Source organism: Pseudomonas sp. (assembly GCF_049645325.1).
Classification (GTDB): domain Bacteria; phylum Pseudomonadota; class Gammaproteobacteria; order Pseudomonadales; family Pseudomonadaceae; genus Aquipseudomonas.
This window is the reverse complement of record NZ_JBARTQ010000279.1, coordinates 1-13885: the sequence shown is the minus strand read 5'-3', so window position 1 is coordinate 13885 and position 13885 is coordinate 1. Positions and strand designations below refer to the sequence as shown.

The 13885-nt window shown below is 61.1% G+C and carries 9 protein-coding genes; 3 read left to right on the top strand and 6 right to left on the bottom strand.

Annotation, left to right across the window (positions count from 1 at the left end; translation table 11 throughout):
* Both pssA and WBB95_RS12440 read left to right on the top strand, forming a co-directional pair.
* A partial coding sequence (pssA, locus tag WBB95_RS12445; RefSeq protein WP_424487873.1) for a CDP-diacylglycerol--serine O-phosphatidyltransferase occupies positions 1–1119 on the top strand: 1119 nt, incomplete at its 5' end.
* Positions 1120–1649: 530 nt separating this feature from the next.
* Entirely contained in the window at positions 1650–4715 is a 3066-nt protein-coding gene (locus tag WBB95_RS12440) for a hypothetical protein (protein WP_424487872.1), read from the top strand.
* A 368-nt stretch (positions 4716–5083) separates the two neighbouring features.
* Here WBB95_RS12440 and efeO (WBB95_RS12435) read toward each other — a convergent pair whose 3' ends face one another.
* From efeO (WBB95_RS12435) to efeU, 4 genes are read right to left on the bottom strand one after another with little or no spacing between them, the layout of a single operon-like run.
* Entirely contained in the window at positions 5084–5902 is an 819-nt protein-coding gene (gene efeO, locus WBB95_RS12435) for an iron uptake system protein EfeO (RefSeq protein ID WP_424487871.1), read from the bottom strand.
* A 26-nt stretch (positions 5903–5928) separates the two neighbouring features.
* Positions 5929–7233, bottom strand: coding sequence for an iron uptake transporter deferrochelatase/peroxidase subunit (gene efeB, locus WBB95_RS12430; protein ID WP_424487870.1), 1305 nt, complete (start codon positions 7231–7233; stop codon positions 5929–5931).
* Positions 7234–7247: 14 nt separating this feature from the next.
* Entirely contained in the window at positions 7248–8450 is a 1203-nt protein-coding gene (gene efeO, locus WBB95_RS12425) for an iron uptake system protein EfeO (protein WP_424487869.1), read from the bottom strand.
* 10 nt (positions 8451–8460) lie between these two features.
* A complete protein-coding gene (gene efeU, locus WBB95_RS12420) occupies positions 8461–9306 on the bottom strand; it encodes an iron uptake transporter permease EfeU (protein ID WP_424487868.1) in 846 nt (281 codons plus the stop codon).
* Between the two features lie 167 nt (positions 9307–9473).
* Here efeU and WBB95_RS12415 point away from each other — a divergent pair, with 167 nt between their 5' ends.
* Positions 9474–10493 (top strand): AraC family transcriptional regulator, encoded by a 1020-nt coding sequence (locus WBB95_RS12415; protein WP_424487867.1) that lies wholly within the window; start codon positions 9474–9476, stop codon positions 10491–10493.
* A 263-nt stretch (positions 10494–10756) separates the two neighbouring features.
* Here the strand turns inward: WBB95_RS12415 and WBB95_RS12410 are convergent, their stop codons facing one another.
* Entirely contained in the window at positions 10757–12172 is a 1416-nt protein-coding gene (locus WBB95_RS12410) for an efflux transporter outer membrane subunit (protein WP_424487866.1), read from the bottom strand.
* Positions 12169–13885 (bottom strand): efflux RND transporter permease subunit (locus tag WBB95_RS12405; RefSeq protein ID WP_424487865.1); only part of this gene is annotated, 1717 nt, incomplete at its 5' end. The genes WBB95_RS12410 and WBB95_RS12405, both read right to left, overlap by 4 nt.

Below are 13885 nucleotides of genomic sequence, written 5' to 3'. Positions count from 1 at the left end.
GAGTTGGACATCGTGGTGGTGGTCGACTCGCTGCGCGCCCAGCGCGGGCTCATCGGCGCCGGCAAGCAGCCGGGCAACAGCGCCTGGTACCAGGCGATGACCGAGTCGCACAGCAGTGAAGTGCCGGTGTACGGCGTGCCGGTGCAGACCCGTGAGCTGTTCGGCGTGTTGCACCTCAAGGGTTTCGTGATCGATGACAGCGTGCTGTACAGCGGCGCGAGCCTCAATAATGTGTACCTGCACAAGTTCGACAAATACCGCTTCGACCGCTATCACCTGATCCACAGCCAGCCGCTGGCCGACTCTATGCAACACCTGGTGGAACATGGCTTGGTGGCCTCCAAGGCAGTGCACCGCCTGGACCTGCCGAACCCGCCCACCACGCGCAGCCTGCGCAACGATATCGGTGACCTGCGCAGCCGTTTGAAGCATGCGGCATACGACACCACGTCAGGGCAGTTGCCCAATGGCCATCTGTTGGTCAGCCCGCTGTTGGGCGTGGGCAAAAACAACCCGCTGAGCCGGGTGATTCTGGAGCTGATCGCCAGTGCCCAGCATCAACTGACCATTTGTACGCCGTACTTCAACCTGCCACTACCGGTGACGCGGGAAATCAACCGCGCCCTCGCGCGCGGCGTGAAGATCGACATCATTGTCGGCGACAAGACCGCCAACGATTTCTACATCCCGCCCAGCGAGCCGTTCAAGGTGATCGCTGCGTTGCCGTACCTGTACGAGATCAGCCTGCGCCGCTTCGCCAAACGCCATCAGCCGATGATCGACAGCGGCCAGTTGAACCTGCACCTGTGGCGCGACGGCGACAACACCTACCACCTCAAAGGCATGTGGGTCGACCAGCGTTACACCTTGCTCACGGGCAACAACCTCAACCCACGGGCGTTCCGCCTGGACCTGGAAAACGGCTTGTTGATCGATGACCCGCAAGGTCAATGGCTGGCACCGAGGCGCACTGAACTGGCGCAGATTTTCCAGCACACCACGCGCATCGACGGTTACCAACAGTTGCAGACACTGCCGGATTATCCGCCCGCCGTCGGCAAGTTCCTGCGCCGTGTCAGCCGCGTGCGAATCGAGCGGTTGCTGTATCGCATTTTGTAGCAATAACACTGCGTCTTTCTGAGGTCGTGCCCGCACTGGGCACGGGCTGTTGAGGCTTGGGATATTCCTTACACCGCCGTTTTTGGCGTCGTCTTAAGGTGTCCCGCACTGCTCTGGAGTCAGGGCAGTTGCTTCACACATCCAAACTCAGTGGGAGAGTCGTCATGCCAATTTCCGGCATCAGTACTTCCAGGACGTTTAATTTCAAGGACGGTATCAACCCACTGGCGTCACAGGCGCCAGCCACACAAGCCCGTACACGCACCGAGCGCAGTACGACCCCAGCAATAACCCCCGAGAAGAAGAGCGCCGAGTGGACTTTTCTGCCCCAGCGCGCGGGCAGGAGCCGGATAGCACCGGTGGGCGATCGTCAACTGCAGGAATCGTTGAGTGGGCCTGCGTTAGGCGGGGTTGCGGACAAACGCGTGCATGTGCCGAAAAACGCCACGCTTTTCCCTGTCCTTGCGGCATACCGCAACGCAATCAACCACCCAGAGGCGACTGCCTGGTTCTTGAAACAGGGCCTTTCTTTGTCCTCGCTCGTCATCAAACCGGACTCGGTATCCGGCAACGTCACCCGTAACGGAGTAACGCGATGGGAGACGTTCACCGCTCGTGACGCGTCGGGTTGGTGGCGGTTCAGCCCCCGAATAAACGCGGTTGTCGCCGCACTCGATCAAGCGGGCAAGGGCTTGCCCTATATCAGTCAAGACAGCGATGTGTACTCACGCAATGCGGTCCTGCAATGGTACGGCGTCAACCCTCCGGCCCACGAGGGCGATTTGGGACGGGTGCGCAACGAACTCGCAGCGGCAAATTGGTTTGCATTGCCGGTGGACACCAAGTCCCGGCTTGAACAGCGGGTACTGACGGCCAGAGGCATTGTCGACAAAATTGACGAACGTCAGAACCTGGCCCGCCAGCTCGGGGCACTGTTGGGCAATAAGCCCGATAACGAAGCGATCGTCTTGGCAGGTGTCATCGGGCAGATCAGCAGTACTTCACCGCTTGCCCAAACCGGGGCGACCAAAGCGCCTGTCGGTGAGATTCTGCAGGCCCATGAACTGCCCTTGCCGAAGACGGCGGGCGAGTTGCGCAACCTCATGCGCTGGCTCAATGCCGCACTGCCACCAGCGCCGGCCCTGGGCAATTATGCGCAACTGATCTCGGGTCAATGGGTGCCGGGGGTACTGTCTGAACCCGATAAACACTACCTGGCCGGATTAAGCCGTGTGGACCCGGCTCATCGCAACCCTTCACGTGATCTGTTCTCCGGTGGGCTTATCGATTCCCGCAGCCCGGATGAACTGCGTGCTCAGGCTGAATATTTTTTGCAGCAGGCTCTTTTTCGAAGCAGCACCCAGGCACGCTGGGAGCATATTGCGACCAGCCGACAGTTTCGCGGGCAGTCCGGCACAGACCAACTCTCGACACGTGAGACCCAGCAGTGGGCCATGGCGGCGATCATGCTGCAAATAGACCCTGACGCTCCAGGCCAGCCTGGCGTCATCGCCGGCTATGACATTTATCAGCCCGCCAACAACGGACGCTCGTTGGTCGAAGTGCGAGCGGATATAGAAACGCACCTCCAGCAACGACTGGGGCCGGATGCCAAGGCTGCTCCACTGGTGGCCCATCTGTTCCTGGCGAGTGCCGCCCCCGAGTTTCTGATCAAGGACATTTCGCCCACGCTGTGCATGGGCTCCACAGAATGGGCAGACCTGCGCCTGGGCGTGGCATTTGCCGAGCGCCAGGGCGGCCCAGGCTGTTCTCGCGCCATGCGGTACCAGGAAATCATGGCACTTACCCGGTTGGACCCACGCACCCCGGAAGAAGCTGCGGTAATGGATAACTATGGCGTCGCTCCGCTGCTTGACTGGGGCTTGATGCAGGGGCTGTACACCAAGCCGGCGGACGGGCTGTATACCCCGCGGCAGTATCAGCAAGCCAGTGACGCCTTTGAGGCGCAACGCGAGAAACTGCTCCAGGCCATAACGGCATTCAGCATGCCGCTGCCCACGCGACGCAGCTTGGCGATCATGCACTTGCAGAAAGAGTTTACAGGCCTCGGCGTACCTCAGCTGGAGGCCCTGAGCGTGCACATCGCAGACCCTGATGAGCGGCGCAATATGAAACTGTCAGAGCCGAGGACACGCTCGTTGGTCGAGACCTACATGACCGGTGACCTGACCAAGGATCGCTGGATGCTGCTGGGCCCTGGCGAGCAGGCGCCGCAACCGCCCAAGGCGAAAACACCCTACGCGGCAGCCAAGGGTCTCAGTACCGCTCAACAGGCTTACGTTGCCAGCAACGTCCAAGCCTTGAATGCCAGGATCGCCAGGTTGCCGGATGTGCAGCGCCTGGTGTCCAGTGACGTTGATACCTATCTGGATAATCTCAAGCAAGGCTTGGGTACCGTCACTCGGCGATTGATTGCAAACCTGCCATTGGCTGACCGCCAGGCGCTGGAATGGGGGAGCGTCGAGCTGTTTGCCTTGCGCGAGCAAACCGACAGCGTGCCCACGGTGGATCAGACGGCGGCGCACGTCGAGGAGCGGCGAGGGCGCAAAGGCACAGTGATCCGCAGCGAGTACATCGGCGTGATCCGCTACTTTGAGGTGTTTCCTGACAAGATGCTGATCGTCAAGCGCGATGACTTGCCCAATAAATTAACCTTGGGTGGGACCTTGCAAGACCACCCTAAAACGTACGGCAATTGGGCGCCATCAAACACCCAATTGCAGAACGGGGCTGTGGAACCGTTTGATTTCAAGGCCTATAGCTCAGACGCGCTGCCGCAGCCAGGCACGACGTCGCCGGGCATCATCATCGAACCATTGGGCGACACCCTGATTGCGCCTCCCACGCCAGCGCAGGGCGACGCTGCCGCAGCTGTCCACGACAGCTTTTCTTCGACGCGAACTCACGAAATTGTCGAGCGGATCATGCAAGGCAATTTTATCCATCACCGGGACAGCCTCTTGAAGATCGCCCAGGGTGAGTTGCCATTGGAGCAAAACCGTGAGGTATTACGGCGCAATGACAACATTTTGCTGAGCATGATCCCGTTCGTGGGGGCGATCATGGACTTGGCCAGGGGCAATTGGGTTGAAGGCACGCGAGGGTTGCTTATTGATACGGTTGGCGCTTTCGTGGGCGGTGCCGGGTCAACCCTGGGGCCTTTGGTCAAGTCCACAAAAGTTGTTGCGCCCTTTGGTGCCAAGGCTTTTCGCGTGCTGGAAAAGGGCGTTACGGTCATCAGTGGTTTTTTGAACCCGCTGGACGGTTCGGCGGACCTTTTGGTCGCTGGCGCGAAAGGGATCTTTGCCGTGCCCAAGTTGTTGAGCAAGGCGCCGAATCCAAACCTGTTTATTGCGCTGGGCGCCGTTGAGGAAAAGTTGCGCACTTACCTGGGCGTGAGTGGGGGCGTAAGAAAATTGGCGACAAGCCAGGGTGGCAAGCACGCCGGCACGTCCGACGGTCACTACCATGGTCGCAGTGTCAGCGCGGTTCAGGCGCAAGGCCAGTGGTATGCGACCGATCCTGAAACCGGGTGGCCGATCGGCACGCCGCTGGACGGGTTTTTCACCGCCTGAAGCGTTCTCTTCGGCAATTTGAGAAATTGCTTATGCGCTTTCCTGGCGTTGCTTCGTAGGCTTTCTATTCACAGTTCTTAGGGACGAGAACTCTCGCCAGTCCAACAGGTTGAGAAAAATAGAAATACCTGCATTCAGCGTCAGCTCTATCGCTACGTCGTTCAGCGCACCCGTTATTGCCCCGGCACCCTGACAGCGGAAACCACGAGGTCTATGCGGTCAGAAGAAGGGGGCGTGGTACGCGATCAATCCGAGCAGCGGGCGACCCGAAGGGACGCCCCTTCAGCAGTTCACGCCGCAGCCGATTTAAGGCCTGACCCCCGGGCGTTCGGAGCCTGCGAGGGCTGCCCGAACGCCTGGGGGGTGAATCAGTTCAAGCCCAGCTTGCCGCGCAGGGTCGACAGGTCTTCAGCCAGGGTGTTGACCGGACCCACCAAGGCCTTGCGGTCGTTTTCCTTGACCTTGTCGTAGGTCTCGTAACCGCCATCCTTGGTTTTGTACTTGGCGAGGATTTTGTCCACGGCGGCAAAGTTCTTGTCGACCTTGGCCAGGAAGGCCTTGTCTTGCTTCTCGATCTGGCCGCGGAACAGGTCGACGATTTTCTTCGCGCCGTCGATGTTGCCCTGGAAGTCATACAGGTCGGTGTGGCTGTAACGGTCTTCTTCACCGGAGATCTTGGTGGCTGCCACTTCTTCCAGCAGGGCAGCGGCGCCGCCGACGACTTTTTCAGGCGGGAAGGTCAGGCCGTCGACACGGGTCTTGAGGTCGTTGACGTCGGTGTTGAGCTTGGCGGTCAGCGTTTCCAGGCCCTTGGTGGTCTTCTCGGAGAACAGCACGTACTCGATGCGGTGGAAGCCGGTGAAGTCTTCGGCGGTCACACCTTTTTCGTGGTCGTCGACGCGCGAATCGATGGACGCATCGAGGTCGCTGAACAGCTCGGCGATCGGCTCGATCGACTCGTAATGCACGCGGGTAGGGGCGTAGAGCTTCTGGGCGGTGGCCAGGTCGCCTTTGTTGATGGCGTCGGTGAACGCTTTGGTCTGGGTGACCAGCTCACCGATTTCCTCGGTGACGTAGATCTTGTAGTCCGAGACCGGGCCTACCAGGTCCAGCGGCGCGGTAGCGGCGAACGCTGCCAGCGGCGAAAGGGTCATTAACAACGACAACGCGATAGTCGACTTCTTCATGGGACGTTTTCCGCTCTGGGTTTGTTTTAGGTATTGGCAGTGGTTTGAGGGTGCGTTGCAGCGAGTAGCGTGCGCCCGATGAAATCCTCGGGCCCGGTGACACCCGGCAAGGTGAAGAAGTACCCGCCGCCGACCGGCTTGAGGTATTCCTCCAGGGGCTCGCCATTGAGCCGGGTTTGCACGCTGATGAAGCCTTTCTCCAGGTCAGCCTGGTAGCAGATGAACAACAGCCCCATGTCCAGCTGACCGTTTTTGTTGACGCCGTTGGAGTAGTTGAACGGCCGGCGCAGGATCAGGTTGGCTTGGGTCTGCGGGGTACGTGGGTTGGCCAGGCGGATGTGCGCATCGAGCTTGGTCAACTTGCCTTCCGGGTCCTTGCTGTAATCAGGTACCTGGGTTTCTTTGTCGCCATCCATCGGCGCGCCCGAAGGCTTGATGCGGCCGATAATGCTTTCCTGCTCTTGCAGCGGGGTTCGGTCCCAGCGCTCGACAAAGTTGCGGATGATCCGCACGGCCTGGTAGCTGCCATTGGCGGCCCAGGTCGGCTCGTCGCTGGCCGGTTGCACCCAGACGATCTGGTCCATGGCCTTGTCGTCGTTGGAGTTCGGGTTGGCCGAACCGTCACGAAAGCCCAGGAAGTTACGCGCACTTTGCGCAGGCTCGCCTGGGCGGGCAGGCGCCTGGGGCGGCACGCTACCTTCCTGTTTCCAGCGCACCAGCAGCAGGTCCGGCAGGTTCTTCACGATGTCGCGCAGGGCGTGGATGTTGGTGTCAGGGGTGTTGGAAGAAAACTGCAGGCTCAGGTCGCCGTGGCACTGCGCGGGCTCCAGGGCATCGTTGGGAAACCCCACCATGCGGCTCAGGCGCTTGGGTTTGGCGGCGGTGAGGCCGAAGCGCTCATCGAACAGCGATTCGCCGACCGACACGGTAATGGTCAGGTTATCCGGCGTGACCACCGGGCCGAGGATGCCTGAATCGGTGGGCGGCAGTTTCGGGTCGACTTGCGGCACGGTGCCGCCAGTCATCAGGAAGCTGATGCGCTCGTTCAGGGTGCGAAACAGGCGCTCCAGGTCTTCGCGGTCGCTGGCGAGTACGTCAAACGCTACCAGCATGCCGCAGGCCGGGCGCGGCGTGACGATGCCGCTCTGGTGCTTGCCGAAAAAGTCGTGGTGGTCCTGGGTCTTGTCACTGCGCGGGGCGGTGGTGACTTGCTCGGCGGCGGCGGCCATCGCCGGGCAGGTCAGCGTGCTGCCGGCAATCGCCGCGCCGGTAGCCGCCATGCCGAGCAGTACGCGGCGGCGCTGGGCGGAAAACTGTTCTGAATCACTCATGTAGTAGGTCGTCTTCACTGCAGGCCGGAAAGGCCAAGGGCGGGGTCGATTCCATCGAGTGCAACGGCCAGAGCCTTGGCCTTGTCGGCGATCTGCTTGCGCTGATCGGCCGTGACGCTGTCGTACGCGCTGTAGCCGTTATCGACCTTGAAGCCGTCGAGTTCGGCATCGAAGGCGGCGAGGGCGCTGTCGATCTTGGGCAACAGGTCGGCGGCGGACTTGGTCAGCAACGGCCGCATCAGTTCAACCACCTTATGGGCGACTTCCAGGTTTGCGGCAAAGCCGTTCAAATCGACATGGCTGTAGCGTTCTTCTTCACCGCTGGCGGCGCGTACGTCGGCCAGGCTGTTGAGGTTGCGCACCACGATGCTCACCAGTTGCTCCGGTGGCAGCGATTGCGACAGCAGTTGTTGCTTGAGGGTGGTGACGTCGGTGACCAGGCGTTGCGCGATCGGCGCCAGGCCGTCCAGGCTGCGCTGCTGGAACAGGCTGTATTCAATGCGATGAAAGCCGCTGAAAGCCGGGTCTTGCTCGCGCTTCTCAAAGTAGTCGGCGCGGGCGTTGATGGCGTTGTCCAATTCCGCCAGGCGTTGGGACGCCGGCGCCAGTCGCTGGTAGGCCTCACGAGCGGGCACATAGAGTGCCTGAGCCTGGGCCAGGTCGCCGGCGTCGATGGCTTGTTGCAGGGCCGTCGCGGCCTTGACCAGCGCGCTGCCTTGGCCACTCAGGTACACGCGAAACTCCGACAGGGGGCCGATAAATGCCACCATCGACGGCTTGGCTTTGGCCTGGGCGTCGGACTCAGCGGTCGGCGTCACATGCAAGGTGCCGCGCGGGTTGCTCAGCAGGCCACAGGTGATCGCATAGTCGCCCGGTAACAGGTTGGCGTTGATCACCTGGCTCAAGCCCGGGGCGATATTTTCGCGCTCCTCGATCACCAGCACACCGTCGAGGATCTCCCATTCCACCGCGCGGTCGGAGCGGTTGATGATGCGAAAACTCGCATGCCCGGCGGGCACGGTCAGCTCATTGGGTTCACAGGCATGCGCGTGGATCGTCACGGCGATTTCATTGTGGTTGGTCTGGCGCTTGGCCGAAGCCAGTTGCGAGGCGTAGTAAAACAGGCCACCGGCGGCGATCATCACGACCACCGAGCCGGCCACGGCCCAGCGCAGGGCGCGGGCAGGCGGTGCCGGTTGAGGGGTTGGGTTGGACAAGAGACGGTCCTTACTGGCTGGAAACGGAAGATGGTTTGGCGACAGGCTTGGCGGGGGCCGAGGGGAGGAAGAACATCACCAGGGCAACCACCAGGTAAATCAGATAAGCGCCCAGGGTGCTGACGGTCGGCGCCTCCTGGTAGCCGAACATCCCGGCCAGCACCGAGCCCAGCGGGCTGTCCATCGGCAGCGCGGCGCTGAAGTCAAACAGCACGGTCTGCAGGTGGTTCCACACGCCGGCTTCGTGCAGCGCCTGCACCGAGTTGGCGAGAATCCCGGCGGCCACCACGAGGATGAACAGGCCGGTCCAGCGGAAGAATGCGCCGAGGTTCAGGCGCATGCTGCCGGAATAGATCAGGAAGCCGACCACAATCGCCAGGATCAGGCCGAGCAGGGCGCCAATCGGCGCGCCGGGACCTTCGCTCTGCTGGAACACGGCGAGCAGGAAGAACACGGTTTCCAGGCCTTCGCGGGCCACGGCGAAGAACACCATGGCGATCAGCGCGATCACCTGATGCTTGGAGCCGGCCAATGCGTGGTCCAAGGATTCGTGCAGGGCATGCTTGATGGAGCGCGCGACCTTGCGCATCCAGAACACCATGGAACTGAGGATGCCCACGGCCACCAGGCCGACCACACCTTCGAAGAGTTCCTGTTGTTTTTGCGGGAATTCAGCGCTGACCAGCTCCAGGCCGCCACCCACCAGCAACGCCAGCGCGGCGGCGAGGAACACGCCAATCCACACGGCGGGCATCCACTGGCCACGACCGGTTTGTTGCAGGTAACTGGCGATGATGCCAACGATCAATGCCGCTTCAATGCCTTCGCGCAGCATGATTAAAAAGGGAACAAGCATTCGGCACCGCATCGAGACTGGATAGGATGCTAATTTGTAACATAATGATACTCATTACTAAACAGGCAATGTTGACCTTTGCTGAACTGCGGCTGAACGGTGGTGGCGAATCGCAACCGCCCTTATGATGCACGCCACGTTTATACAGTGCGGATTAGCCGACTTCCATGGCGGAAAAAGACACCATTTCCATTCATCTCGTGCGCGAAGCCTTGCTGCAAAGCTGCGCGCCGGGCATGGCGACTGCCGAAGTGCTGAACAAAGTCGGTATCGACCCGGCGTGGCTGGAAACGCCCGATGCCCGCGTACCGGCGACGGCCTATGCGCGCTTGTGGCGCCTGTTGGCGCGGCGCATGGACGATGAATTCTTCGGCATGGACCCGCGCAAGCTCAAGTCCGGCAGCCTGGCGTTTCTGTGCCGCGCCTCCATGGCGCAACCGAACCTGGGCGCGAGCCTGGAAACCGGGCTGGGGTTTTTGTCGTTGATGCTCGACCATCTGCCCGCGCAACTGGTGCGTCAGCAAAGCCTGGCGGAAATTGTCTTGCTTGAGCCCGAGCCGCAACCCAAGCGCGCCTTCACCTACTTTGCTTACTGGATGATTGTTCACGGTGTGGCGTGTTGGTTGGCGGGGCGACGGATTCCGATCCTGGCCATTGAGCTGCGCTGCCCGCAGCCGGCTTTTTGTGATGACTACCAGGTTATGTTTTCCGACAACCTGCGGTTTGATCGGCCACGCACGCGGATGATCTTTTCGGCTGATTGCCTGGACTTGCCGGTCAAGCGCAGCGTCGAGGAGCTGAAACGGTTCCTCGCGCATGCGCCGGCGAATATCCTGGTCAAATACCGGGATCCGCAAAGCCTGGCGACCCGAATCAAACACGATTTGCGCCAGGTACCGGCTGAGGATTGGCCGGAGACCGAGGGGCTGGCGGCGTCCTTGTGCATATCTGCTTCAACCTTGCGCCGCCGGTTGGCGGAGGAAGGGCAGACGTACCAGGGGCTCAAGGACAGTGTGCGCAAAGAGTTGGCGATTGTTTGGCTGGCTGAGCCGCAGATAGGGTTTGCCGAGATTGCGGCGCGGTTGGGGTTTGCGGATGTGAGTTCGTTTTATAAGGCGTTTCGTAAGTGGTCGGGGTCGAATCCGGGGCATTATCGGAGTTTGATTTTGAATGAGGGGGTGGGGTAGGTTTTGTTTCTGCCTGAGATTGTGATCTTGATCCAGGGCACATAGAGCTACAGCGAGGTGCCGAGTGGTGGGGCAAGAGCGCTTTGGTTACTTTCGCGCTTTTCGAAAGTGGCCCGCTGCAAGAGCGGAACCCATAGCAGCCGTTACCCAAATAACGGATAGACACCCAACCAAAAGCCACAGCCCAAAAAAAGCCCCACGACCGAATGCGGGCATGGGGCTAAAAATTGGCTGGATGCGACCAACCAAAGGAGCGCTTTAAATCACTTGCCGCTGGCTACCACTGTGTCCGGCTGCCAGCCACCACCCAGGGCCTTGTAGATCGCCACAATCCCGCGATACAGATCCACTTCCCCCTGAGCCTGCGAATCCTCGGCCGCCAAACGCTCACGCTGAGCATCAAGCAATACCAGGAAATCCACCGTCCCCTCGCGATAACGAATCGCCGCCAGGTCCGCCGCCGCACGGCTCGACTCACTCTGACGGATCAGCGAAACCAGACGCTGCTGGCGTTTGCCGTAATCACTGAAGGCATTCTCCGATTCTTCCAGCGCCAGCAACACTTGCTGCTCATACGTCGCCAGGGCGCCATCCGCCTCGGCATTCGCGCCGCGCAAACGCGCACGTACGCTGCCCAGGTCAAACGCGGCCCAGGTAATGCTCGGGCCAAGCGACCAGGCATTCGCGGCAGCCGAACCGATCTGCGAACCGCGCCCGGCGGTAAAGCCGAGGAAGCCGCTCAGGCTGACCCGTGGGAACAGGTCGGCCTTGGCTACACCAATGCGCGCAGTGGCGGCGGCGAGTTTGCGTTCGGCACTGAGAATGTCCGGGCGACGTTGCAGCAGTTGCCCCGGGTCGCCGATCGGCAACGCCTTGGCAATCGCCGGCAGGTCTTTGGGGCTCAGGTCTACAGTCAGCTTGTCCGGGCGCTGGCCGAGCAGGGTGGCGATGCGGTTACGCTCGCGCACTTGTTCGGCCTGCAGTTGCGGCACGCTGGCTTCAACTGCCGCCAAGCGCGCATCGGCACGTTCCACGTCGAGCTGATCACCGACACCGGCATCGCGCAGGCTGACGGTGATGGTGCGCGATTCCTGCTGGTTCTTCAGGTTGTCCAGTGCAATGCGTTCACGCAATTGAGCGCCGCGCAGTTGGCCGTAGGCATCCACCAGTTCGGCAATCATGGTGACTTGCAGTTGGTACAGGTCGGCTTCAGCCACTTGCTGGTCGGCATCGCTGGCTTCCAGGTTGCGGCGGATGCGGCCGAACAAGTCCACTTCCCAAGCCATGTCCAGGCCCAGGTCGTAGCGCTCGCTGTTGACGCGCTGGGTGGTCTGGCCAGGAATCTGGCCCTTGCCCACGTCACTGCTGACCCGGCTGGTCACCACCGGCATGATGTCGTTGGCCGCGTCGTCACGGATGGCGCGCGCCGCCCGCAGACGGGCAAACGCCACACGCAGGTCACGGTTGCCGCTCAACGACTGGGTCACCAGCTGGTTGAGGGTCGGGTCCTCGAACTGCTGCCACCAGATGCCTTCGTACTTGGCATGGTCGTAGCTTTTGGTGTCGGCGGCGGCCGTGATGTTGGCCGCGTCCAGGCTTTGGGTTTTGTAGTCCGGGCCGACGGCACAGGCGGCAAGCGCCAGTACCAGCAAGCTCGGCAGAAAGACTTTCACACTCATTGCTGTGTCTCCAGCTTCAAGGCCTTGGCCGCTTTGCGTGCTTCGCCGCGTTCCACATGGCGACGGATCAGTACGTAGAACACTGGCGTCAGCAACAGACCGAAGAAGGTCACACCAATCATCCCGGAGAACACCGCCACGCCCATGGCATGACGCATCTCGGCACCGGCACCGCTGGACAACACCAGTGGCACCACACCCATGATGAAGGCGAACGAGGTCATCAGGATCGGTCGCAGACGCAGACGGCAGGCTTCCAGTACCGCGGCGAGCGGGTCGAGGCCTTCCTGCTGTTTATCCTTGGCGAATTCGACGATCAGAATCGCGTTCTTGCACGCCAGGCCCACCAGTACGATCAGGCCGATCTGGGTGAAGATGTTGTTGTCGCCGCCCGAGATAATCACCCCGGTGATGGCCGACAGCAGCGTCATCGGTACGATCAGGATCACCGCCAGTGGCAGGCTCCAGCTTTCGTATTGGGCGGCGAGTACCAGGAACGCCAGCAGTACGCAGAGCGGGAACACGAACAGCGCGGTGTTGCCCGAGAGGATTTGCTGATACGTCAGGTCGGTCCACTCGTAGGTCATGCCGTTGGGCAGTTCATCCTTCAACAGTTTTTCAATTGCGGCCTGGGCCTGGCCAGAGCTGTAGCCCGGCGCGGCGTTGCCGTTGATTTCTGCGGTGATGAAGCCGTTGTAGTGCATCACGCGGTCCGGGCCCGAGGTGTCGCTGACCTTGATAAAGGTCGCCAGCGGGATCATCTCGCCTTTGTTGTTGCGCACTTTCAGCTGGCCGATCTGGTCTTCATCAAGGCGGAACTGTTGCTCAGCCTGGACGTTGACTTGATAGGTGCGGCCGAAGCGGTTGAAGTCGTTGGCATACAACGAACCCAGGTAGATCTGCAGGGTGTCGAAGATGTCGCTGATCGCCACGCCGTGGGTCTTGGCCTTTTCACGGTCGATGGCAGCATCGACCTGGGGCACGTTGACCGTGTAGCTGGTGAACAGGCCGAACAGTTCAGGCGTGGTGCGGCTCTTGGTGATGATGTTCTGCACTTCTTTGTACAGTTCGTCGTAACCCAGGTTGCCACGGTCTTCGATTTGCAGGCGGAACCCGCCGATCGTGCCCAGGCCCTGTACCGGCGGCGGTGGGAAGATCGCCATGTAGGCCTCTTCGATGCTGCTGTACTTGCCGTTCAGGGCACCGGCAATCGCACCGGCTGACATGCTCGGGTCTTTACGTTCGTCGAACGGCTTCAAGGTCACGAACACGATGCCGCTGTTCGGGCTGTTGGTGAAGCCGTTGATCGACAGGCCCGGGAAGGCCACGGCGCTTTCCACGCCCGGCTGTTTCAGGGCGATGTCGGACATGCGCTTGATCACGCTTTCAGTGCGGTCCAGGCTCGCGGCGTCCGGCAATTGCGCGAAGGCCACCAGGTACTGCTTGTCCTGGGCCGGCACGAAACCGGTTGGCGTGTGGGCAAAGCCCAGCCAGGTCAGGACCATCAAGCCGGCGTACAGGAACAGCGCGATGCCGCTGCCGCGAATCACCCGGCGTACGGTGCCGACATAACCATGGCTGGCTTTTTCGAAGAAGCGGTTGAACGGACGGAATAACCAGCCGCCAAAGACTGCGTCAAGGACTTTGGAGAAACGGTCCTTCGGCGCGTTGTGGCCCTTGAGCAACACCGCCGCCAGGGCAGGGGACAAGGTC

Excerpts from the sequence above, each read along its gene's own strand:
- efeO (WP_424487871.1), bottom strand. The coding sequence starts at position 5,902 with ATGAAGAAGTCGACTATCGCGTTGTCGTTGTTAATGACCCTTTCGCCG.
- efeB (WP_424487870.1), bottom strand. The coding sequence starts at position 7,233 with ATGAGTGATTCAGAACAGTTTTCCGCCCAGCGCCGCCGCGTACTGCTC.
- efeU (WP_424487868.1), bottom strand. The coding sequence starts at position 9,306 with ATGCTTGTTCCCTTTTTAATCATGCTGCGCGAAGGCATTGAAGCGGCA.
- WBB95_RS12415 (WP_424487867.1), top strand. The coding sequence starts at position 9,474 with ATGGCGGAAAAAGACACCATTTCCATTCATCTCGTGCGCGAAGCCTTG.
- WBB95_RS12410 (WP_424487866.1), bottom strand. The coding sequence starts at position 12,172 with ATGAGTGTGAAAGTCTTTCTGCCGAGCTTGCTGGTACTGGCGCTTGCC.